Source organism: Comamonas sp. E6 (genome assembly GCF_001010305.1).
In the GTDB taxonomy this organism is placed as follows: domain Bacteria; phylum Pseudomonadota; class Gammaproteobacteria; order Burkholderiales; family Burkholderiaceae_C; genus Comamonas; species Comamonas thiooxydans.
Genome location: NZ_BBXH01000007.1, coordinates 258,439 through 280,236, shown reverse-complemented (window position 1 = coordinate 280,236; position 21,798 = coordinate 258,439). Strand labels below are relative to the sequence as shown.

The window sequence follows — 21,798 nt, the reverse complement described above, 5'->3', positions numbered from 1 at the left end:
ATGGCCTCACGCTTTCACTCTCCACGCCGCCGAGACCTGCTGGCCTTGGCAGGGGCTATGACCATAGTCGGCACTCCGGCGCTGTCCCAGGCTGTCTGGCCCGGCAAGCCCGTACGCTTTGTTGTGGCTTTTCCTCCGGGAGGATTGGCCGATGTGCTGATGCGCCTGCTGGTACCTCAATTGAGCGAAGCGCTTGGTCAGCCTGTGATTATCGACAACCGTAGCGGTGCCAGCGGTAATGTCGCTGCAGTGGAGGTGGCGCGCAACGGCAGCGATAGCCGCACCTTCCTGGTCAACGTGACCACGCTGGAGTCGGTCAATCCGTTGATGTTCGAGCGCATGCCGATCCAGCCTGCTAAGGACCTGCAGCATGTGGCGCTACTGGCCAATACCCAGTTGTTTTTGGTGACGCGGCCAACGCTGGCGGCGGACACGCTGGCCGAATTCGTGGCCTATGCGAAGGCCAACCCCGGCAAGCTCAGCTACGGATCGGCCGGCAACGGCACCACGCCGCATGTGGGCGGTGAGCTGTTCAAGCAGGCGGCGGGCATCACCGCGGCGCACATTCCCTATCGAGGGGCAGCGCCGGCAATCCAAAGCGTGATGGCCGGCCAGGTCGACTATGCGCTGGTGCCAGGCACGGTATTTCCCAGCGTAAAGGCCGGCAAGCTCAAGCTGCTGGCCGTGGCAAGCCGACGTCGGCCATCCTATGCTGCCGATGTGTCCACGATTGAGGAGGCTGGTTTTGGCAAAGTCTACGTGGACACGCCGTTTGCGGTCTATGCGCCAGCAGCGATGCCAGCGGCCCACGTGATGCGCATGAACCGCGAACTGAACAGGTTGCTCGCGCAGCCTGTCATCAAAGCCCGGTTTGCAGAGGTCGGAGCCGAACCAATGACGCTGTCGCCCGCTGAACTGACGGCCATGGTAGGCGAGGAAGCGGCGTTGTTTGGTCCTATCGTGAGGACGCAGGGCATCAAGGCGGATTGAAGTGAATCCGCCTCTCAGCCCGGAGGCAGGTGTAGTTCGATGATGCGCCGTAGCGTGACCTTGAGCGCTTCGGCGCGCTTGAGGCCGAAGGGCTGCAGCACTCGCAACTCGTGCTCCTTGGCCTTACGGATCAGGTCGGCCACAATAGTCTGGCCGGCCGGCGCGATGCGCACCATGGTGAGACGTCGGTCGGTATCGTGCGCGAAGCGCTCCACATACCCCTTGGCTTCCATGCGATCAAGAAGGCGCGTGACAGTTGGCTGCTTGCTGACCGAGATCTGCGCCAGGCGACCGGTGCTGATGCCGGAGGTGCCTGTCAGCGAGGCTAGGATTCGCCACTCGGTGATTGAGAAGCCCTCGGACTCGACCACGGTATGGAATTCAGCTGAAATTAGCTTGCTGGCCTGCGCTAGCAGCGCCGGCAGATAGTCTTCAACAAAAGGCATGGGAGGCAGCGCATGCGCCTCCTGTGAATCCTGATCCATACTGGTACCCACGTCGCCCGAGGACATCAAACGTCGATATTCCCCGCCCGCAGCGCGTTGTCTTCGATGAAGTTGCGGCGCGGTTCGACCTCGTCGCCCATGAGCATGGTGAAGACGCGGTCGGCCTCGATGGCGTCGCCGATCTTGACCTGCAGCAGGCTGCGGACGTTGGGGTCCATGGTGGTTTCCCAGAGCTGCTCGGGGTTCATTTCACCCAGACCCTTGTAGCGCTGGCGACCCGTGGTGCGCTCGGCTTCGGAGATCAGCCAGGCCATGGCCTGACGGAAGTCGCCGACCTTTTCGGTCTTGGCCTTCTCGCCTTCGCCGCGCGTGACCTTGGCGCCTTCGCCCAGCAGGCCGACGAAGTTCTGCGCTTCGTCGGACAGAGCGGCGTAGTCATGGCTGCGCACGAACTCCTGGGTCAGGATGGAGCTCTTGATATTGCCGTGGTGATGGCGGCTGATGCGCAGGATGGGGTGCTCGCTGTTGGGGTCGATCTCGGCCGTCACATCGGCGGGCACGCCGGTGGTGGTCAGCTCGCGCAACTTGGCTTCCAGAATCGGGGCGCACTCCTGGGCGTCCTCGATGGTGTCGAGCTTGATCTGTACGCCGTCGGCAATGGCGCGCAGGGCTTCGGCATCCATGAAGTTGGACAGGCGCTCGATGACGGTTTCGGCGGCCAGGTGCATGTTGGCCAGCTTGGCCAGTTCTTCGCCCTCGACGGTGCGCGGATTGTCGCCGCCGGTGTTCACGCTGGCATGGTTCAGCGCGATCTTGAGCAGGTATTTGTTGAGGGCCGGGCCGTCCTTGAGGTAGAGCTCTTCCTTGCCGTTCTTGACCTTGTACAGCGGCGGCTGGGCGATGTAGATATGGCCGCGCTCGACCAGGTCGGGCATCTGGCGGTAGAAGAAGGTCAGCAGCAGGGTACGGATGTGGGCGCCGTCCACGTCCGCGTCGGTCATGATGATGATGCGGTGGTAGCGCAGCTTGTCGGGGTTGTAGTCGTCGCTGCTGCTCTTGCCCGAGTCTTCGCTGACCTTGCCGATGCCGGTGCCCAGGGCCGTGATCAGGGTGATGATTTCCTGGCTGGACAGCAGCTTTTCGTAGCGGGCCTTTTCCACGTTCAGGATCTTGCCACGCAGCGGCAGGATGGCCTGGAACTTGCGATCGCGACCCTGCTTGGCGGAGCCGCCGGCGGAGTCACCCTCGACGATGTAGATTTCGCACAGCGCAGGATCTTTTTCCTGGCAGTCGGCCAGCTTGCCGGGCAGGCCCATGCCGTCGAGCACGCCCTTGCGGCGCGTCATTTCGCGGGCCTTGCGCGCGGCTTCACGGGCGCGGGCCGCCTCGATGATCTTGCCGCACAGGATCTTGGCGTCGTTGGGGTTTTCTTCGAGGAAGTCGGTCAGGCTCTTGGCCACGATGTCTTCCACGGGCGCTCGCACTTCCGAGCTGACCAGCTTGTCCTTGGTCTGGCTGGAGAACTTGGGCTCGGGCACCTTCACGCTGAGCACGGCGCACAGGCCTTCGCGCATGTCGTCGCCGGAGACTTCGACCTTGGCCTTCTTGGCCATTTCGTTATCGGCGATGTATTTGCCGATCACGCGGGTCATGGCGGCGCGCAGGCCGGTCAGGTGGGTGCCGCCGTCACGCTGGGGAATGTTGTTGGTGAAGCACAGCACCTGCTCGGCATAGCTGTCGTTCCACTGCATGGACACTTCGACACCGATTTCGGTGCCGGGAATGCCGCCATAGGTTTCCGCTGGGCGCGAGCCGTTGGCATGGAAGGTGGTGGGGTGCAGCACCTTCTTGGTGCCGTTGATGAACTGCACAAAGCCCTTGACGCCGCCGGCGCCCGAGAAGTCGTCTTCCTTGCCGTCGCGCTCGTCCTTCAAGCGGATGCGCACGCCGTTGTTCAGGAAGGACAGCTCGCGCAGGCGCTTGGCCAGAATCTCGTAGCGGAACTCGAAGTTCTCCTTGAAGATTTCCTGGTCGGGCAGAAAGTGCACCTTGGTGCCGCGCTTGTCGCTGGCACCGACCACGCGCATGGGCGAGACTTCGGCGCCGTCCACGACTTCGATCAGGCGGTTTTGCACAAAGCCGCGCGAGAAGTCGATCTCGTGGCGTCGGCCGTCGCGGCTGACGGTGAGCTTGAGCCAGACGGACAGCGCGTTCACGCAGGACACGCCCACGCCGTGCAGGCCGCCCGAGACCTTGTAGCTGTTCTGGTTGAACTTGCCGCCGGCGTGCAGCTCGGTCAGCGCGATTTCGGCAGCCGAGCGCTTGGGCTCGTGCTTGTCGTCCATCTTCACGCCGGTGGGAATGCCGCGGCCGTTGTCGATGACGGACAGCGAGCCGTCGGCATGGATGGTGACCAGAATGTCGTCGCAGTAGCCGGCCAGCGCTTCGTCGATGGAGTTGTCCACGACCTCGAAGACCAGGTGGTGCAGACCGGTGCCGTCCGAGGTGTCACCGATGTACATGCCTGGGCGCTTGCGCACCGCCTCCAGGCCTTCCAGGATCTGGATTGCGCCTTCGCCATAGCCGCCTGCATCTGCGGCGGTCTGGGTGTCTGGCTTGTTCTCTTCGGTCATGAAATTACCTTGCTGCTACAAGGTCAGGAGCTGTTAGCGCCTGACCTGCATAACTTTCAAATGAATACTTGCCTGAAATCATTACAGGACGAGCGGTAGCTGCTCCTGTTATTTCAGGCAATGAAATGGCTGGCTGCGTTCGGTCCACTCAGATGCGCATGGGCATCACGACGTACTTGAAGCTTTCGTTCTCGGGGATGGTGACCAGCGCCGAGCTGTTGCCGTCCTGCAGATCGATCTTGACCATGTCCTGGCTCATATTGGTGAGCACATCGATCAGGTAGGTCACGTTGAAGCCGATCTCGATGGTGTCGCCACCGTAGTCGATGTCGAGTTCGTCCATGGCCTCTTCCTGCTCGGCGTTGTTGGACGCCACGCGCAGCGTGCCGGGCTCGACCGACAGGCGCACGCCCTTGAACTTGTCGCTGGTCATGATGGCCGTGCGCTGCAGCGATGCCAGCAGCGGGGCGCGGCCCAGGGTCACGCTGTTGGTGTGGTTGCGCGGGATGACGCGGTTGTAGTCGGGGAACTTGCCCTCGACCAGCTTGGTCACGAACTCCATGCCGCCAAAGGTGAACTTGGCCTGGTTGTTGGCAAACTGCATCTCGATGACGGGCTGGTTCTCGCCGCTGGCGTCCGACAGCAGGCGCTGCAGCTCCAGCACGGTCTTGCGCGGCAGAATCACTTCCTGCTTGATGGGCACTTCCACGTCCAGCGTGGCGCTGGCCCAGGCCAGGCGGTGGCCGTCGGTGGCCACCAGGCTCAGGGTGTTGCCTTCGGCGACGAACAGAATGCCGTTGAGGTAGTAGCGGATGTCCTGCACGGCCATGGCAAAGGAGACCTGGCCCAGCAGGTCCTTGAGCACCTTCTGCGGCACGCTGAAGGCGGGGCCGAAGGCGGCCGATTCCTGCACCAGCGGGAAGTCTTCGGCGGGCAGGGTCTGCAGCGTGAAGCGGCTCTTGCCGCCTTTCAGAATCATCTTGGACTGCTGCGTCTCCAGGCTCACGGTCTGGTCGCCGGGCATGGTCTTCAGGATGTCGATCAGCTTGCGGGCACCGATGGTGGTGGTGAAGTCGCCGGCGTCGCCACCCAGCTCGGCCGTGGTGCGGATCTGGATTTCCAGATCGCTGGTTGTCAGCTGCAGTGCATTGCCGGTCTTCTTGATCAGCACATTGGCCAGAATGGGCAGCGTGTGGCGGCGCTCGACAATGCCGGCCACCGATTGCAGGACCGCGAGAACTTTGTCTTGTGTGGCTTTCAGGACGATCATGTCAACCTCAGTGATTTAAGTGCGCATTTGTTTTGACGCGGCGGCATCCGCAGGGCAGGGCGGACGCTCCCTCATGCCGCGTGAATTCCCCATTTTGCCCTGTGTGAGTGACATTCATGGGGGAGTTTTTCAGAGCGTGGTCATGATCTCTACGTCGGCGCGAGCAGATCGTGAACACGCTCTTAACCCTTGAGCGTTTGTTCCAGCACATGCAGCTGCTGGTTCAACTCGGTGTTGGTCTGGCGCTCGCCCGCAATCTTGCGTACGGCGTGCAGCACCGTGGTGTGGTCGCGGCCGCCGAACAGCTCGCCGATCTCGGGCAGGCTTTTTTGCGTCAGCTCCTTGGCCAGGTACATGGCAATCTGGCGCGGCCGGGCAATGCTGGCCGGGCGCTTCTTGCTGTACATGTCGGCCACCTTGATCTTGTAATAGTCAGCCACCGTCTTCTGGATGTTTTCCACAGAAATCTGGCGGTTCTGAATACTGAGCAGATCGCGCAGCGCCTCGCGGGCCAGCTGGATCGACACTTCCTTCTGGTTGAAGCGCGAATAGGCCAGGATCTTGCGCAGCGCACCTTCGAGCTCACGCACGTTGGAGCGCACGTTCTTGGCCACGAAGAAGGCAACTTCCTCGGGCATGTCGGCGTTCTCGGCGCGGGCCTTGTTGATCAGAATCGCCACGCGCATTTCCAGCTCGGGCGGTTCGATGGCCACCGTCAGGCCGGAGTCGAAGCGCGAGACCAGGCGCTCGTGAATATTGGCCAGACCCTTGGGGTAGGTGTCGGACGTCATCACGATATGGCTCTTCTTGGCCAGCAGGGCCTCGAAGGCATTGAAGAACTCTTCCTGCGTACGGTCCTTGTTGGCGAAGAACTGCACATCGTCGATCAGCAGCAGGTCGAGCGAGTGGTAGCGTTCCTTGAACTCGTCGAAGGTGCGGCGCTGGTAGGCCTTGACCACATCCGAGACGAACTGCTCGGCGTGGATGTAGAGAATCTTGGCGTCGGGCTTGTCCTTGAGCAGCTGGTTACCCACAGCATGCACCAGGTGGGTCTTACCGAGACCGACACCGCCGTAGATGAACAGCGGGTTGTAGAGGTGACCGGGCGAGCCTGCCACATGCATGGCGGCCGAGCGCGCCATGCGGTTGGCCGTACCTTCGACCAGCGTCTCGAAGGTGAGGGCCGGGTTCAATCGGGTGCGGAAAACCGGTGCGCTGGCCTCTTCGCTGGTGACGGTAGGCACGGCGACATTGTGCGTTTGCGGTGCAGCCTGCTGAGTCGATGAAGGAGGGCGCACATAAGTGCGAACAACGCTTTCCCGCTGAGCAAGTGCTAACTCAAGAGTGACGGGTTGGCCGTAGAGCGACTCCAGCATGGCCGAGATGCGGCCCGCATACTGGGCACGGATCCAGTCCAGCTTGAAGCGGTTGGCCACATAGACGGTGACCTTGGAAAAATCTTCTGCAACGAGTGCCGTCAGCGGCTTGATCCAGGTGTTGAATTGCTGCTCTGGCAGCTCCTGACCCAGTTGCTCAACGCAGACCTGCCACAGGGCCTGGCCTGCATCATTGGTTGGTTCCTCTGTCATTGTCAAAAGTCTAATTGTGGATAGGAGGAACAGTTGCGGGGTTGGTATTGTAGCTTTTGCGGAAGTTATCCACAAAATATCAGAAGGCTGTCCCCGACTCCGGTGCGTTATAGGCTGCACATCCTAATAGATTGGCCGCCTGCTGTTTGTAAAGAATCTCTGGGCTGCGCAGGTGCTTGACGGGATACCCCGTGAGTCCTTAGCAAATTCAAGGGTCATTGCATCAAAGGCGCAACGCTGTGATAATCCCCGGTTTCCCTGAATGTGTTCAGGGTGATATGAGCCGGGCGCCTTTTTTGTGCGCGCGCGCCCAGTTGCTTTAGCGCTGTGGCGGGTGCTTTGTTCCGTTTGTTGCCTTCTGGTCCGATGACATGCACGGCATGTGAAAAAATATCGGGTTTGGCGGTGACAGTGTGCGGCGCAAAACCGGAATGGTCGGGCGCAGACATGGCGCCTTGCCGACGCAAATACTGAACCTTCTCAAGGAACCAACATGAAACGTACTTACCAACCTTCCAAGATCCGCCGCGCCCGTACCCACGGTTTCCTGGTCCGCATGAAGACCAAGGGTGGCCGTGCCGTGATCAACGCACGTCGCGCCAAGGGCCGCAAGCGTCTGGCCGTCTAAGGCCGGCGTTGGCTAGCGGTCTGCTCATTCGCTGCGCTGAAGGCCTCTGAACGGAGGCTCTCCTATGCAAAGGCTGAAAACGCGTCCGCAATTCCAGGCCACCATGTCCGCGGGCACGATTGCCCGTACCCCGCACTTCGCCCTGCATCGCATGGAGCTGGTGGCCGAGGTTCCCGACATGGTTGCCAACCCCAGGACAGGGCCCGGATCGAACGATCCGCAGGCCCTGTTTGGCATTGGTGCCGTGCGCAAGCAGGCCTGGCTGGGTGCCATGGTGCCCAAGCGCTGGGCACGCCGCTCGGTCACGCGCCACACCATCAAGCGCCAGATCTACGCGGTGTCCTCGGATTACGAGGATGCCCTGCTGTGTGCTTCCTATGTGGTGCGCCTGCGCTCGGGGTTTGACCGTAAGCAATTCGTCAGTGCAACTTCGGATCAGCTCAAGGCAGCGGTCCGCAAGGAACTGCAACAGCTTTTTGCGACCGGGGCGCGCCGCCTGACGCAGGCCCGTCAGACCGCCGAGGCCGAGGTGGATTTGAAGAAGAATTCACCTCAAGCCATTGATGGTAAAGCGCGAGAAGCTACTGATTCAATAGCAAGTCAGCCGGAGAATCAGCCATGATGCAGCGACTGCTCATGGCTGTAGTGCGTGGCTACAGGCTGCTGCTCAGTCCCTGGCTGGGCTCGGCCTGTCGCTTCGAGCCGACCTGCTCGGCCTATTCCCTTCAAGCGCTGGAGCAACACGGCGCTGCGGTAGGCTCTTATCTGACGGTGCGCCGGCTGGCGCGTTGTCATCCGTGGTGTGACGGAGGGCATGATCCCGTGCCACAGCAAAAGCCCAGGCTGTTTTCCTTTCTGGACGATGCCTCGGACTCTTCCGCGACCACCCAACCTTCCTCACCTAAGAAGTCTTCATGAACGATATTCGCCGCACCATACTGTGGGTGATATTTGGCTTTTCCATGGTTTTGCTCTGGGACAAGTGGCAAATCCATAACGGCAAAAAGCCCACCTTCTTCCCATCGCCGCAGACGGTCAGTGCGCCTGCTGCGGCCGATGTCAAGCCTGCTGACGTCAGCGTGCCCCAGCCCGCAGCAGCAGCTTCTGCCGGCGATGTGCCCGGTGCCGCCAATGCCGCGGCTCAGCCCGCAGCAGCCGTGACGCCCCGTCAGGACGTGATCGTGGGCAGCGATGTGATGCGTCTGACCTTCGACAGCGAAGGTGGCACGCTGAAAGCTTCCGAGCTGCTCAAGTACTCCGACACCGTGGATGACAAGAAGCTCATGCAGGTGTTCGAGGAAAACGCCAAGCGTGTGTATCTGGGTCAGACCGGCCTGATCGGCGGCAACTTCCCCACGCACAAGACTCCCATGACCGTGATGCCCGGCGAGCGCGAGCTCAAGGACGGTCAGGACAGCGTGCAAGTGCGCTTCGAGTCGGCCGACCAGGGTGGCGTGAAGCTGGTCAAGACCTTCACGCTCAAGCGCGGCTCCTATGCCGTCGATGTGCAGCACGATGTGGTCAACACCGGCTCTGCCGCCGTGAACCCCCAGCTGTACATGCAGCTGGTGCGCGACGGCAACAAGCCCGAGCATGAGTCCACGTTCTACTCCACCTTCACTGGCCCGGCCGTCTATACCGAAGCCAAGAAGTACCACAAGGTCGAGTTCAAGGACATCGAGAACGGCAAGGCCGAAGTCGACAAGGCATCTTCCAATGGCTATGTGGCCATGGTGCAGCACTACTTCGCCAGCGCCTGGCTGCTGGCCGACGGCATCCAGCGTGACAACTTCGTGCGCAAGGTGGGTGACAACCTCTACGCCGTGGGCATGATTACGCCCGTGGGCACCGTGGAGCCCGGCCAGACCAAGACCGTGAGCTCGCGCCTGTTCTCCGGCCCTCAGGTCGAGCCCATGCTGGAAAAGCTCTCGCCCGGTCTGGAACTGGTCAAGGACTATGGCTGGCTGACGATTCTGGCCAAGCCGCTGTACTGGCTGCTGTCCGAGCTGCACAAGTTCATCGGCAACTGGGGCTGGTCCATCGTGGCCCTGGTGGTGCTGCTGAAGATTGCCTTCTACTGGCTCAACGCCAAGGCTTACTCCTCGATGGCCAAGATGAAGGCCATCAACCCCCGCATTCAGGAAATGCGCGAGCGTCTGAAGGACAAGCCCCAGCAGATGCAGCAGGAGATGATGCGCATCTACCGCGAGGAGAAGGTCAACCCCATGGGCGGCTGCCTGCCCATCGTTATTCAGATCCCTGTCTTCATGGCTCTGTACTGGGTGCTGCAATCCAGCGTGGAAATTCGCAACGCGCCCTGGATTGGCTGGATTCATGACCTTTCGGTGCCGGATCCCTTCTTCATCCTGCCGCTGCTGATGACTCTGTCCTCGCTGCTGCAGACCGCCCTGAACCCCGCTCCTCCTGACCCCATGCAGGCCAAGATGATGTGGATCATGCCGCTGATGTTCAGCGTGATGTTCTTCTTCTTCCCCTCGGGTCTGGTGCTGTACTGGCTGACGAACAACATTTTGTCGATCGCTCAGCAGTGGATCATCAACAAGCGCATGGGCGTGCCGCCTCAGTTCAATCTGCCGAAGTTCGGCAAGGCTGCCGAAGGCAAGTAAGCACGGCGCCAGCGCCAACAAAAACGCCACCTGAAAAGGTGGCGTTTTTTTATGCCCACTCGAACAAGACGGCGGGCCAGCCTGCGGCCTTACTTGCCAATGCAGAAGCTGGAGAAGATCACCCCCAGCAGGTCGTCGGAGCTGAATTCGCCGGTAATAGAGTTCAGCGACAGCTGGGCTAGGCGCAGCTCCTCGGCCAGCAGGTCCAGATGGGCGGATTGAGCGGCCAACTGCTCGTCGGCCATCTCCAGATGGGCATCCACGGCCTGCAGGGCTTCCACATGGCGGGCGCGGGCCAGGTACAGGCCTTCGGGGGCGGATTGCCAGCCCGCCACTTCCAGCAGGCGCTTGCGCAGCGCATCCAGGCCGTCGCCGGTACGAGCCGACAAGGCGATCTGCTCGGCATTGAGCTGGGCGGTGTGGCGGGACTGCACGTCGGCAGCCGCCATATCGGTCTTGTTCCAGACATGGATGACCGGTACCTGCGCGGGCAGCTTGTCCTGCAGGGTGCGGGCGATATCGGCATCGGCTGCCGCATAGTCGGCCTGTTCCACGCGGGTCAGGTCGTGCAGGAAGAGCACGGCATCGGCCGCTGCAATCTCGTCCCAGGCGCGTGCAATGCCGATGCGCTCCACCTCGTCATCGCTGTCACGCAGGCCTGCGGTGTCGATCACATGCAGGGGCACGCCCTCGATCTGAATCGTCTGCTGCACCTTGTCGCGCGTGGTTCCGGCAATGGGGGTGACAATGGCCAGCTCGGCCCCCGCCAGCGCGTTGAGCAGCGAGCTTTTGCCCGCATTGGGCTGGCCGGCAATCACCACCTTGATGCCTTCGCGCAGCAGCGCGCCTTGGTGGGCGCGTGCCAGCACGGCAGTGACTTGGTGGCGCAGGCGCTCCAGCTGGCCAAAGGCATCGGCCTTCTGCAGAAAGTCGATTTCCTCCTCGGGGAAGTCCAGTGTGGCCTCCACCAGCATGCGAAGATGCACCAGGGCATCGCGCAGTACATGGATTTCCTGCGAGAAGGCACCGGACAGCGAACGGCTGGCACTGCGCGCGGCGGCTTCGGTGCTGGCATCGATGAGGTCGGCAATCGCCTCGGCCTGGGCCAGGTCGATCTTGTCGTTGAGAAAAGCACGCTCGGTGAACTCGCCGGGCTGGGCCAGACGCAGCCCAGTCAGCACCGGCTTGCCATCTTCATTGGCGCTCTGTGCTGCTTCCAGACAGCGTGCCAGCAGCAGCTGCAGCACCACGGGGCCGCCATGGGCCTGCAGCTCCAGCACATCCTCGCCCGTGTAGCTGTGCGGGCCGGGAAAGTAGATGGCCAGGCCATGGTCTATGGGCGAGCCGCCCGCGTCCCTGAAAGGCAGATAAGTCGCTTCGCGCGGTTTCAGCTCCTTGCCGCAAAGCGTCCGTACCAGCGCAGCAATGCCTTTGCCGGAGACCCGAACGATGCCCACGGCACCACGCCCCGGAGCGGTGGCAATGGCGGCAATAGGGTCGTTGTGGCGGGGAAGCATGGGCGGACTTTCGGTCGAGAAGAGAAGCCGCGAATCATAGCCCTGCGGGTCAAGTCCTAGAAAGTCAGTGGTGAGCGCTGCTTGGGCGGCTATTTAACAAAAGAAGTATTTCATACAATCGTCACAAATCTGTCACGAAAAATGAATATATCTTCCTTTGCAATGAGACTGGGCTCTCTACTCGCCTGGATATTGCTTTTTTCACCTCCGTTTCTCATTCGCTCATATGGAAAAGAAGTGGGCTACACGCTGTTGGCCGCGCTGTTTTTCTATCCTTTGGCGCTGTCCCGAAAGTCTCTGGCGATCTGTATTCCACTTCTGATTTTTATCGGCGCTGCGAATATTTTTCATGCCCAGTTTTTGGGAAACATGATCGATGAGTTTTCCCTTGCCACGCTGCTGCGCACCGAGGCTCACGAGGCTGCCGAGTTCCTGAACTCTATCAATCGCCAGATGGTTCTTGTCGTGCTGTGCTGGCTGGTGGCAAGTTTCGGATGTGGCTACTTTCTCTTTAAAAACTGCAAGCCTGGAGCAGCTCCATTTCAGAAATGGGAGAAAAGAATACTGCTTGGCATAGGATTGCTCTGGACCAGCTTTTTTGCCTTTGGCATGACTCAGCAGTTCACCGTCAATGACTATGTGCATAAACTGCGTCATATCTACCCCATGCATATGGCCAAGGCTGCAGTGCGTTATGGAGATCTGGAAAAAGAGGTTTTCTATCAGCCGACACTGCCTGCCAGGCCAAGTGCATCTCAGGCAAACACCTTGGTGGTGATTATTGGTGAGAGTGCCAGCAGCCATCGCTGGTCACTATTGGGCTATCAGGAAGACGATACCAATCAGTCACTGAGGCAGGTTTCCGGTTTGCGGACCTACAAGGTCATGGCTCATGGCTTCAATACGGCAAAGGCGCTGCCCTATATTTTGACGGGGCAGTCTGCTTTCGACAGCCAGAAAAATGCCTCGCCTTCGTTCCTGGATTTGGCTCGGCATGCTGGCTACAAGACCTTTGTCTTTTCCAACTCCAGATTCAATGACAAGAGCGAGGATATGTACTCGCAGATATTGCGTCGCTCTGCGGATGTCTATGCCAAGGTGGGCAATGGGGCACATGACGAAGTGATGACGACTTGGCTGGAGAAGTCGCTGGCGGATGAAGCGTCACATAAGCTAGTGGTTCTTCATACCTATGGCAGTCATCCCGATATCTCCCAGCGCTACCCTCGTTCCCGTTATGAGGGCGCAGATGCATACGATAACTCGATTCGCTATACCTCGGACCTGCTGGCCGACTGGATTCGCATGCTGGATGAAGCGTCTGACGCGCCCAGCGCGCTGCTTTACGTGTCTGATCATGGCCTTGGAGTTCCTCCTTGTGTGGACAGCCCTCGCCAGGGCAATGATCAGTCAGTGCTGGAGGTGCCACTGGCATATTGGGCGAACGAGGCAATGAGGGGTCTGCAAGGGAGTGAAGAGGTGGCGATCTCTGAAAGTCCTATGGCACACAGCACGACTCTGGCGCCCGAGATATTGATTGCAGCTCAGGGATACGACGTCAGCACGGCGATGCCGCATTTGCAGGACAGCCGGAAGCTGCATTTCGATGGCGTGCCTTATGCCGAGCTCTATCGCGACGATGCCTGCACGCCCTGAGGTGCAAAATCTCCATGTGTTATGCATCGTTCGCATAATGTTATGATTTTGTTTGCATTGTTATTGAACAGTCATGGCTGTTTGACCTTAAACGCCGAGCTGCACCCCCTCTTTTTTTGATAGCACTCGGCCTACAATCCAAAATCCGATTTCATCGTCCGCAGGAGCGCAGGGGCCGGGCTGTGTGCCCATAGAGAGTCCTTACTGCGGATGACTTACTTTGCGAGCTGGAGACCGCTGATGTCCGACACCAAGCCCATTACCTCGATTGATAAACGTGCGTTGCTGCGTCAGGCGGCACTGGAGTATCACGAGTTCCCCAAGCCCGGCAAGGTGGCCATCACGGCAACCAAGCCCATGGCCAATCAGCATGATCTGGCCCTGGCCTACTCGCCCGGCGTGGCTGCGCCCTGCGAGGAAATCGTCAAGGACCCGGCTGCGGCCTTCAAATACACCAGCCGCGGCAATCTCGTGGGCGTGATCTCCAACGGCACGGCAGTGCTGGGCCTGGGCGACATCGGTGCACTGGCCTCCAAGCCCGTGATGGAGGGCAAGGGCGTGCTGTTCAAGAAGTTCGCCGGCGTCGATGTGTTCGATATCGAGATCGACGAGAAGGACCCGCAAAAGCTGGTCGACGTGATTGCTGCGCTGGAGCCCACCTTCGGTGCCATCAACCTTGAAGACATCAAGGCGCCCGAGTGCTTCTTCGTGGAGCGCGAGCTGCGCAAGCGCATGAACATTCCCGTCTTCCACGACGACCAGCACGGCACGGCCATTACGGTGGCAGCGGCCATGGTCAACGCGCTCAAGGTAGCGGGCAAGAAGATCGAAGAGGTCAAGCTGGTGGCTTCGGGCGCCGGCGCCGCGGCTCTGGCCTGCCTGAACCTGCTGCTGGAAGTGGGCCTGAAGCGCGAGAACGTGTTCGTGACCGACATCGCCGGCGTGGTCTATGAGGGCCGTACCGAGCTGATGGATCCGGACAAGGCGCTGTTTGCCCAGAGGACCGAGCTGCGCACGCTGGGTGAGGTGATCGAGGGCGCCGACGCCTTCCTGGGCCTGTCCGCCGGCAACGTGCTCAAACAGGACATGGTCAAGAAGATGGCGGCCAGGCCCATCATCTTCGCGCTGGCCAACCCCAACCCGGAAATCATTCCTGAAGATGTGAAGGCGGTGCGCGACGACGCCATCATCGCCACGGGCCGCACGGACTACCCCAACCAGGTCAACAACGTCCTGTGCTTCCCCTACATCTTCCGTGGCGCGCTGGACTGCGGTGCGACCACGATCACCACCTCGATGGAGATCGCCTGCGTGCACGCGATTGCCGCGCTGGCCCAGGCCGAGCAGTCCGAAGAAGTGGCTGCCGCCTATGTGGGCGAGGTGCTGAGCTTCGGCCCCGAGTACCTGATTCCCAAGCCCTTCGATCCGCGCCTGATGCTGATCGTGGCGCCCGCCGTGGCCCAGGCTGCGGCCGAAGCCGGTGTGGCCAAGCGCCCCATCCAGGACATGGATGCCTATCGCGAGCATCTGAAGACCTTCGTCTATGCCTCCGGCACCATGATGAAGCCCATCGTGCACGCCGCCAAGAAGGCCACCAAGAAGCGTGTGGCCTATGCCGAGGGCGAGGAAGAGCGCATCCTGCGCGCGGCCCAGATCGTGGTGGACGAACGCATTGCCCGCCCGACGCTGATCGGCCGTCCCGCCATCATTGCCCAGCGCATCGAGAAGTTCGGCCTGCGCATGAAGGAAGGCGCCGACTACGACGTGGTCAACGTCGAGCATGACGAGCGCTACCGCGACTTCTGGCAGAGCTATCACCGCATGACGGAGCGCAAGGGCATCACCGCGCCCATCGCCAAGATCGAAATGCGCCGCCGCCTGACGCTGATCGGCTCCATGTTGCTGCACAAGGGCGAGGTCGACGGCCTGATCTGCGGCACCTGGAACAACACCAATGTGCACCTGAACTACATCGATCAGGTCATCGGCAAGCGCAGCGGCGTGGCCACCTATGCCTGCATGAACGGCCTGCTGCTGCCCGAGCGCCAGGTGTTCCTGGTCGACACCCACGTCAACTACGACCCCACGGCCGAGCAATTGGCCGAGATCACCATCATGGCCGCCGAGGAAATGATGCGCTTCGGCATCAAGCCCAAGGCTGCGCTGCTGAGCCACTCCAACTTCGGCTCCAGCAACCAGCCCAGCGCCGTCAAGATGCGCCAGACCCTGGAGCTGCTGCGCGAGCAGGCGCCATGGCTGGAAGTGGATGGCGAAATGCACGGCGATGTGGCCCTGGACGGCAAGGCCCGCGCCAAGCTCATGCCCAACAGCACGCTGCTGGGTGATGCCAACCTGCTGGTTTCGCCCAACATCGACGCCGCCAACATCAGCTACAACCTGCTCAAGCAGGCTGCCGGCGGCGGCATTGCGGTGGGTCCGGTGCTGTTGGGTGCGGCCAAGCCCGTGCATGTGCTGACTCCCAGCACCACGGTACGCCGTATCGTGAACATGACGGCGCTGACCGTGGCCGACGCCAACGTCAGCCGTTAATTACGCGGTAAAAACAAAAGCCCGCCGTGCATGGAGCACGGCGGGCTTTTTTGTGCCTGCGGGGCCTACCAGGTGCGGCTGACGCCTGCGTCCACCGTACCAAAGATTTCCACGCCGCCGGAGCCGCTGGAGCTGGAGGAGGCCGGCATGGTGCCGGAGCAGGCCGTCAGCGCCAGCGTGGCGGCTGCTGCGGCCAGGGTGAGCCATTTGCGCATCTGCATTTCCTTGTCCGCATCCATTGCGGCTTATGGCCCATGGTAGCGGGCCGAAGATACCCTGCCGTAACAGCTTGTTATGCCTGAAATTGGTATGAAACCAATTCAGGATAAGCATTGACAGCTATCAAATTTGATCAAGTCTCCAGATACAGCTCGGCCAGTCGCTCGCGTGCAGCACCGTCTATACCCAGAACCTGGGTCAGATAGCGGTCCACGCTGCCATGCTGGGCGCGCACCACATCGACCGAGGCCATCAGGTAGGACGGCTGCACGCGCCACAGCGCATCCAGAGCCTCTTCGGACAGCTGGCCGTACATCTGGGCGGGGCGTCTGAAGTATTGATTGGTCAGCAGATAGTCTTCCATGATCTGCTCCTCGTCCACACCCAGCGCCGTCAGCAGCAGGGCAGCGGCCCAGCCCGTGCGGTCCTTGCCGGCCGTGCAGTGGAAGACCAGCGGCGCATCGCTGAGCTGCAGCAGCGCGAGGAACTGTGCAAAGCGATTGCCGTACACGTTCACAAAGCTGCGGTAGGTGTCATGCATCAGCTCCTCGGTATCGCGGCTGCTGAGGTTGCGGCCCTGCTCCATCATGGACTGGGCGCGCTGCACTACCGTGGGCTCGACGACCAGGGCATGGCGTTCGATCCTGGGCCAGTCATAGGAGAGATGCGCGCTTTCGCCTTCGCCGCGAAAGTCCGCGCTGCGGTGGATGCCCAGCTTTTGCAGCTGTTCCAGGTCCTGCTGCGTCAGATGCGCCAGATGGGCGGAGCGGTACAGCTTGCCCCATTGCAGGCGGCGGCCGTCCAAGCCCCGATATCCGCCCAGATCACGGAAATTGGAGGCTCCCGAGAGGGAGACTTGGCGCGCTGGGCGCTCCGTCAGCAGGTCGTGGTTCAGTTGCATATCACTGCTTATAGCGGATTGCAAAGACCCGTCCATGTCATCCGTGTTACCCAGCTGCGGCGCATGCATCGTCGGCCCCGACGAAAAGCGTCGCCTGCCTTGCCTTTGACCTCAGTGGCTGGTCGTGCTGCCGCGCAGCATGTGCTTGAGCAGCTTGCCGGTCGCGGTGCGTGGCAGCGCGTCACGGACTTCGAAGATGCGCGGAATCTTGTAGCGAGCCAGCCTGGTCTCCATGAACTGGCGCAGATCCTCATGGTCCGGCGTCTTGCCGGGCTTGAGGGTCAGCACTGCCACCACGGTCTCGCCCCATTCGGGATGAGGGCGGCCGATGACGGCCACGTCCTGCACATCGGGGTGGGTGCAGAGCACGTCTTCCACTTCCTTGGAGTAGACGTTCTCGCCGCCGGTGACGATCATGTCCTTGAGTCTGTCCACGATGTAGAGATAGCTGTCCTCGTCCACGCGCGCCAGGTCGCCGCTGCGATACCAGCCCTGGTCATCCAGCACGGCGGCCGTGGCCTCGCGGTTGTCCAGATAGCCTTGCATCATGGCCGCAGAGCGCAGGCAGATCTCGCCCACTTCGCCGGAGCTGCACAGGCTGCCGTCCTGACGGCGCACTTCCAGTTCAACGCCGGGTATGGCGCAGCGACCTATGGAGCCTGCCTTGGCCACGGCTTCTTCGGGGTAGAGCACGGTGCCCAGCGGGCCCGATTCGGTCATGCCATAGACCTGCATGAAGCGGTCGCTGCGATAGACCTGAGCCAGCTTGCGAGCCATGTCCGCGCCCAGCGGGCCACCGCCGTAGGCCCACAATCGCATGGCGCTGAAGTCGTAGCTGGCCACATCGGGCACCACGGCCAGCGGAGCCAGAAAGGCAATCGGTGCGCCGAAGGTGAAGCTGATGCGTTCCTGCGCCAGCGTTTCCAGAAACTCCCTGGGCGCATATTCGCGCATCAGCACGGCGGTGCCGCCCATGAGCAAGGTGCCCAGGAACCAGTTGTTCAGCGGCGACGAGTGCCAGATGGGCATGGCGATCAGCGTGCGCTCCGTGGGCGCCAGCGAGGTGGCTGCCGCTGCACACAGGGCGGCATGGAAGACATTGGCATGGCTGTGCAGGCAGCCCTTGGGCTGGCCCGTGGTGCCGGAGGTGTAGAGAATCTCGGCCAGAGCGTGTGGCGCAGGTCGGCCATGCTCGTCGCCGCAGGGCGCAGCCTGTGCCAGCAGCTCATCGAAGCAGTCCAGGCCCTCGGCGGCAGAAGCTGTGCTCAGCCACTGCATGTCGGCCAGCGGCTGTGGTTCGGCCTGGATGGCGGTGATCAGCGAAGCGCGCGCACCATCCACAAGGCATAGGCGGACACCCGAATGGCGCAGTATGTAGCTGACCTCCGGGGCCTGCAGCTTGTGGTTGATGGGCACGACGACCGCGCCCAGCCGCCAGGCGCCAAGCAGCGCAAACACAAAGCCCGGGGTGTTGAAGCACAGCAGGCCTACCTTGTCGCCCTGGCGCACGCCTTGCTCATAAAGCACGGTGGCGGCTCGGCGGCCGGCCTGCGCCAGCGCGGCATAGCTCCAGTCCTGGCCGTCGGCGCGCAGCGCCAGTTTTTCGGGGCGCGTGCGTGCCTGCTGGTCGAGCAGGGAAATGAAATTCATCATTGCTGGCGTCCTCCTCAGCCAGTCCAGGCATTGCGCAGCAGGGCGGCTGGGTCGCTGCTGCCGAAGGCAACACCTGCCACCGGGCCCCAGTCCGGGTCGAAGCGGCTGCCGATGAAGGCCGAGGCACTGTCGCTGCCCGCATGCTGCAGCATCAGCGTGGCTTGCACCGTGGTGGCCAGGCGCTGGGTGAAGCGGCGAGCCTCGCGCTCCAGCTCCTGAGGGGGCAGGGTGACGGCCTGGCGCAGCTTGTCCACCTGCGCACGCAGCACGGCTTCCTCCGAACCGACTTCACGCAAATGGTCCAGCAGCAGATGGGCGTCGTCCGGATTGCGGGCAATGGCGCGCAGCACATCCAGGCACATGACGTTGCCCGACCCCTCCCAGATGGAGTTGACGGGTGCTTCGCGGAACAAGCGCCCCATGGGGCCGGTCTCCACATAGCCGTTGCCGCCGAAGACTTCCATGGCTTCGCCTGTGTAGCCCACGGCACGCTTGCAGTTCCAGAACTTGGCGGCAGGCGTGACGATGCGGCGCCAGGCCTGATCCAGGGCGTCTTCGGAGCCAAAGCGTGCTGCCAGATCCATGGCCAGCCAGGTGGCGGCTTCGGATTCCAATGCCATATCGGCCAGCAGGCCGGTCATCACCGGCTGCTCGGCGAGGGGCAAGCCGAAGGCATGGCGGTTGCGCGTGTAGTGCAGGGCCTGGACCAGGGCCTGGCGCATGAAGCCTGCACTGGACAGCGCACAGTCAAGGCGGGTGTAGGTGGCCATTTCGATGATGGTGGCAATGCCCCGGCCTTCCTGGCCTATGAGCACGCCCCAGGCGTTGTCGAACTCCACTTCGCTGCTGCTGTTGGAGCGGTTGCCCACCTTGTCCTTGAGGCGCTGGATATGAATGGCGTTCTTGCTGCCGTCGGGCCGCCAGCGTGGCACGAAAAAGCAGGTGGGGCCGCGCTCCTCGGTCTTGGCCAGCACCAGATGCCCGTCACACATGGGGGCCGAGAAGAACCACTTGTGGCCGGTGATCAGGTATTCCTCGCCCCAGGGGCCGCTGCTGCCCGATGGGTTCAGGGCCACGGCACGCGTGATGTTGCTGCGCACATCGCTGCCGCCCTGACGCTCCGTCATGCCCATGCCCACGGTGATGGAACGCTTGCCCTCGGCGGGGATGTCGCGCGCGTCGTAATCGGTGGATTCCAGCAGCGGCCCCAGCACCGCATTGAGTTGCGGGTTGATGCGCACCAGCGGAATGCTGGCCTTGGTCATGGTCGTCGGGCAGGTCGAGCCGGACTCGATCTGGCTGTGCATGAACAGCGATGCGCCATAGGCGGCCCAGGCCGTCTGCCGCTTGTCGGTGAAGGGCAGGTTGGAGATGCCGTTGCGCCGTGCAATCGTCATCATCTGGTGCCATGCAGGGTGAAAGCGCACCTGGTCGATACGGTCGCCTGAGGGCGAATGCGTGTGCAGCTCGGGCTCGAAATGGTTGGCTTCTTCTGCGGCGCGCAGCGTGGCTTCGGCGCCGTATTCCGCGCCCTGGCGTTGCAGCTCCGGGTCGCGCCACTGTGCGCCGCCGCGTGTCACGGCACGCTGCAGCACCGGATCGCTGGTGTAGACGTTGTAGTCCTTGAGCTCCGGAGCCTGGTTATGGGGGTGGATGCCAGTCATGATGTCTCTTCCTTGCTATGTGGCCCTGCCCGCAGCAGGGCGCAGGGCTTTGTGATTTCTATGTCATGCGCAACTGGCGGTCAGGGGCCGCCAGGGTGCGGGTTCAGGATGGCCGCTTCATCTTGCAGCTGGTGTCCAGGCTGGCCGCCGGTGCGGAAACCGTGCTCACGGGCTTCCATCCCAGGCCCGTTCCTTCCTGGTCATGCACCACGGCCTTGCCGTCCACTTGCTCCCAGCTCAGCACATGGATGGGTTGCTGGGCCTGGTGGTCGCTCTTGCGCATTTCCACGGGGCCGTTGATGCCCTCGAAGCGCATGCCCGACATCCTGGCCGCGACGGCGGCAGGTTCCACGGACTTGGCTTCGCGTATGGCCTGGGCCAGCATCAGCATGGCGTTGTGGCCCAGGCCGTTGATGAAGTCCTCGTTGAACTGGCGCTTGAAGCCCGGCAGCAGCGGGTTGCTTGCCAGTGGCTCAGAGTTGGGGCTGAAGGCCGAGATCAGCTTGACCCTGCCTTGCCCTGCTGCCCCCATGGCGCTGGGCACGCCGAAGTTGTTGCCGTTGAGGGTGTAGAAGTCCGTGCTCAAGCCAGCTTCGCGTGCGGCCCGCACGATCAGCGCCAGATCGGCACCGAAGTCCGCAGTGATGACGGCATCGGCCCCGGATTGCTTGATCTTGGCGATATAGGGGGAGTAATCCTTGACCTGGCCCAGCGGGTGGAAGTCATCGCCCACGATCTTCAGGTCGGGGCGCTTGGCCGCCAGCATGCTGCGTGCGGCGCGCGAGACTTCCTGGCCGTAGGCATAGTTGGGGTTGAGCAGAAAGACCTGCTTCACCTGCTTTTGCCCGGCCAGGTAGGAGGTCAGCGCGGCCACCTTCATGTCCGAATTCGCATCGGTGCGAAAGTGCCAGTAGCTGCACCTGGCATTGGTCATCTGCGGTGCCTGGGCCGCATAGTTCAGGTAGATGATTTCCTTGCCGGGGTTGCGGCTGTTGTGCTTTTCGATGGCTTCCTGCAGTGCCAGGCCCACGGCCGAGGAGCTGGCGCCCTGCACCACATAGCGGATGTTCTGTCCGATGATGGAGTTGAGCTGGCTCAGCGCCTCCTGTGCGGAGAGGCGGTTGTCGAAGGGCACGACCTCGAACTTCACGGCACCGGCCCAGCTTTGCTCGTTGGCAAGCTTGGCACTGTACTGGAAGCTCTTGAGTATGTTCAGGCCCAGCCCCGCCATGGGGCCGCTCATGGCATCCAGCGAGGCAATCTTCACCACCGTGGCCGGCTGCGCATGAACGAGTGATGCGCAGGCCAGAGCCACTGCCGCCAGGGGAGTGGAAATACGAGGGTGCATGCTTGTCTCCGTCCTCTCATGAGAATTTTTTATTCACCAGGCAGCAATGCACAATGGCATCGAGGTACCTGTCAAAAATTCTAGGAAACCGTGCAAAAAAGGTGTTC

18 protein-coding genes are annotated in these 21,798 nt (G+C 61.8%); 7 read left to right on the top strand and 11 right to left on the bottom strand.

Annotated features, from left to right (window positions below; genetic code table 11):
* A complete protein-coding gene (locus tag CSE6_RS05575; RefSeq protein WP_059440051.1) occupies positions 1-990 on the top strand; it encodes a tripartite tricarboxylate transporter substrate binding protein in 990 nt (329 codons plus the stop codon).
* Between the two features lie 14 nt (positions 991-1,004).
* Here the strand turns inward: CSE6_RS05575 and CSE6_RS05570 are convergent, their stop codons facing one another.
* From CSE6_RS05570 to CSE6_RS05550, 5 genes are all read right to left on the bottom strand, one after another.
* Entirely contained in the window at positions 1,005-1,475 is a 471-nt protein-coding gene (locus CSE6_RS05570) for a MarR family winged helix-turn-helix transcriptional regulator (RefSeq protein ID WP_050788956.1), read from the bottom strand.
* Between the two features lie 26 nt (positions 1,476-1,501).
* Positions 1,502-4,069 carry a DNA topoisomerase (ATP-hydrolyzing) subunit B gene (gyrB, locus tag CSE6_RS05565; RefSeq protein WP_034351106.1) on the bottom strand — a complete coding sequence of 856 codons (2,568 nt, stop codon included), beginning with the start codon at positions 4,067-4,069 and terminating at the stop codon, positions 1,502-1,504.
* A gap of 148 nt (positions 4,070-4,217) precedes the next feature.
* On the bottom strand, positions 4,218-5,339 hold the full coding sequence (gene dnaN, locus CSE6_RS05560) for a DNA polymerase III subunit beta (RefSeq protein WP_003064798.1): 1,122 nt from the start codon (positions 5,337-5,339) through the stop codon (positions 4,218-4,220).
* Between the two features lie 182 nt (positions 5,340-5,521).
* Positions 5,522-6,928, bottom strand: a complete 1,407-nt coding sequence (dnaA, locus tag CSE6_RS05555; protein WP_003064795.1) for a chromosomal replication initiator protein DnaA — start codon at positions 6,926-6,928, stop codon at positions 5,522-5,524.
* A gap of 215 nt (positions 6,929-7,143) precedes the next feature.
* The gene (locus tag CSE6_RS05550; RefSeq protein ID WP_034382419.1) at positions 7,144-7,377 is read right to left on the bottom strand and encodes a hypothetical protein; all 234 of its coding nucleotides are present in this window, start codon (positions 7,375-7,377) and stop codon (positions 7,144-7,146) included.
* A gap of 44 nt (positions 7,378-7,421) precedes the next feature.
* Here CSE6_RS05550 and rpmH point away from each other — a divergent pair, with 44 nt between their 5' ends.
* From rpmH to yidC, 4 genes are all read left to right on the top strand, one after another.
* Positions 7,422-7,556, top strand: coding sequence for a 50S ribosomal protein L34 (gene rpmH, locus CSE6_RS05545; RefSeq protein WP_003060014.1), 135 nt, complete (start codon positions 7,422-7,424; stop codon positions 7,554-7,556).
* A 64-nt stretch (positions 7,557-7,620) separates the two neighbouring features.
* Positions 7,621-8,178, top strand: coding sequence for a ribonuclease P protein component (locus CSE6_RS05540; protein ID WP_034382418.1), 558 nt, complete (start codon positions 7,621-7,623; stop codon positions 8,176-8,178).
* Entirely contained in the window at positions 8,175-8,474 is a 300-nt protein-coding gene (gene yidD / locus CSE6_RS05535) for a membrane protein insertion efficiency factor YidD (protein ID WP_003064792.1), read from the top strand. Before CSE6_RS05540 ends, yidD begins: the two co-directional genes overlap by 4 nt.
* Positions 8,471-10,183, top strand: coding sequence for a membrane protein insertase YidC (gene yidC / locus CSE6_RS05530; protein ID WP_012840382.1), 1,713 nt, complete (start codon positions 8,471-8,473; stop codon positions 10,181-10,183). The genes yidD and yidC overlap by 4 nt, the downstream gene beginning before the upstream one ends.
* Before the next feature lie 89 nt (positions 10,184-10,272).
* On the opposite strand, the gene mnmE is transcribed toward yidC, so the two are convergent.
* Positions 10,273-11,700 carry a tRNA uridine-5-carboxymethylaminomethyl(34) synthesis GTPase MnmE gene (gene mnmE, locus CSE6_RS05525; protein ID WP_012840381.1) on the bottom strand — a complete coding sequence of 476 codons (1,428 nt, stop codon included), beginning with the start codon at positions 11,698-11,700 and terminating at the stop codon, positions 10,273-10,275.
* A 141-nt stretch (positions 11,701-11,841) separates the two neighbouring features.
* Between mnmE and CSE6_RS05520 the strand changes: the two genes are divergently transcribed.
* Together CSE6_RS05520 and CSE6_RS05515 are read left to right on the top strand one after the other, a co-directional pair.
* Positions 11,842-13,356, top strand: a complete 1,515-nt coding sequence (locus tag CSE6_RS05520; RefSeq protein ID WP_238585641.1) for a sulfatase-like hydrolase/transferase — start codon at positions 11,842-11,844, stop codon at positions 13,354-13,356.
* Between the two features lie 240 nt (positions 13,357-13,596).
* Positions 13,597-15,906, top strand: coding sequence for an NADP-dependent malic enzyme (locus CSE6_RS05515; protein WP_059440049.1), 2,310 nt, complete (start codon positions 13,597-13,599; stop codon positions 15,904-15,906).
* A 65-nt stretch (positions 15,907-15,971) separates the two neighbouring features.
* Here the strand turns inward: CSE6_RS05515 and CSE6_RS25995 are convergent, their stop codons facing one another.
* From CSE6_RS25995 to CSE6_RS05495, 5 genes are all read right to left on the bottom strand, one after another.
* Entirely contained in the window at positions 15,972-16,121 is a 150-nt protein-coding gene (locus CSE6_RS25995) for a hypothetical protein (RefSeq protein ID WP_165571812.1), read from the bottom strand.
* A gap of 137 nt (positions 16,122-16,258) precedes the next feature.
* Positions 16,259-17,026: a tyrosine-protein phosphatase gene (locus tag CSE6_RS05510; RefSeq protein WP_034351093.1), complete on the bottom strand. Its 768-nt coding sequence runs from the start codon at positions 17,024-17,026 to the stop codon at positions 16,259-16,261.
* 111 nt (positions 17,027-17,137) lie between these two features.
* Positions 17,138-18,679: a class I adenylate-forming enzyme family protein gene (locus CSE6_RS05505; RefSeq protein WP_083994682.1), complete on the bottom strand. Its 1,542-nt coding sequence runs from the start codon at positions 18,677-18,679 to the stop codon at positions 17,138-17,140.
* Positions 18,680-18,693: 14 nt separating this feature from the next.
* Positions 18,694-20,343, bottom strand: a complete 1,650-nt coding sequence (locus CSE6_RS05500) for an acyl-CoA dehydrogenase family protein (RefSeq protein ID WP_059440048.1) — start codon at positions 20,341-20,343, stop codon at positions 18,694-18,696.
* Positions 20,344-20,446: 103 nt separating this feature from the next.
* Entirely contained in the window at positions 20,447-21,691 is a 1,245-nt protein-coding gene (locus tag CSE6_RS05495) for a branched-chain amino acid ABC transporter substrate-binding protein (RefSeq protein ID WP_034382413.1), read from the bottom strand.
* Between the last annotated feature and the right edge of the window lie 107 nt (positions 21,692-21,798).

Bases quoted from the DNA above. Each gene is read 5' to 3' on its own strand.
- CSE6_RS05575 (WP_059440051.1), top strand. From the start codon at position 1: ATGGCCTCACGCTTTCACTCTCCACGCCGCCGAGACCTGCTGGCCTTG.
- CSE6_RS05570 (WP_050788956.1), bottom strand. From the start codon at position 1,475: ATGGATCAGGATTCACAGGAGGCGCATGCGCTGCCTCCCATGCCTTTT.
- gyrB (WP_034351106.1), bottom strand. From the start codon at position 4,069: ATGACCGAAGAGAACAAGCCAGACACCCAGACCGCCGCAGATGCAGGC.
- dnaN (WP_003064798.1), bottom strand. From the start codon at position 5,339: ATGATCGTCCTGAAAGCCACACAAGACAAAGTTCTCGCGGTCCTGCAA.
- dnaA (WP_003064795.1), bottom strand. From the start codon at position 6,928: ATGACAGAGGAACCAACCAATGATGCAGGCCAGGCCCTGTGGCAGGTC.
- CSE6_RS05550 (WP_034382419.1), bottom strand. From the start codon at position 7,377: ATGTCTGCGCCCGACCATTCCGGTTTTGCGCCGCACACTGTCACCGCC.
- rpmH (WP_003060014.1), top strand. From the start codon at position 7,422: ATGAAACGTACTTACCAACCTTCCAAGATCCGCCGCGCCCGTACCCAC.
- CSE6_RS05540 (WP_034382418.1), top strand. From the start codon at position 7,621: ATGCAAAGGCTGAAAACGCGTCCGCAATTCCAGGCCACCATGTCCGCG.
- yidD (WP_003064792.1), top strand. From the start codon at position 8,175: ATGATGCAGCGACTGCTCATGGCTGTAGTGCGTGGCTACAGGCTGCTG.
- yidC (WP_012840382.1), top strand. From the start codon at position 8,471: ATGAACGATATTCGCCGCACCATACTGTGGGTGATATTTGGCTTTTCC.
- mnmE (WP_012840381.1), bottom strand. From the start codon at position 11,700: ATGCTTCCCCGCCACAACGACCCTATTGCCGCCATTGCCACCGCTCCG.
- CSE6_RS05520 (WP_238585641.1), top strand. From the start codon at position 11,842: ATGAATATATCTTCCTTTGCAATGAGACTGGGCTCTCTACTCGCCTGG.
- CSE6_RS05515 (WP_059440049.1), top strand. From the start codon at position 13,597: ATGTCCGACACCAAGCCCATTACCTCGATTGATAAACGTGCGTTGCTG.
- CSE6_RS25995 (WP_165571812.1), bottom strand. From the start codon at position 16,121: ATGCGCAAATGGCTCACCCTGGCCGCAGCAGCCGCCACGCTGGCGCTG.
- CSE6_RS05510 (WP_034351093.1), bottom strand. From the start codon at position 17,026: ATGCAACTGAACCACGACCTGCTGACGGAGCGCCCAGCGCGCCAAGTC.
- CSE6_RS05505 (WP_083994682.1), bottom strand. From the start codon at position 18,679: ATGATGAATTTCATTTCCCTGCTCGACCAGCAGGCACGCACGCGCCCC.
- CSE6_RS05500 (WP_059440048.1), bottom strand. From the start codon at position 20,343: ATGACTGGCATCCACCCCCATAACCAGGCTCCGGAGCTCAAGGACTAC.
- CSE6_RS05495 (WP_034382413.1), bottom strand. From the start codon at position 21,691: ATGCACCCTCGTATTTCCACTCCCCTGGCGGCAGTGGCTCTGGCCTGC.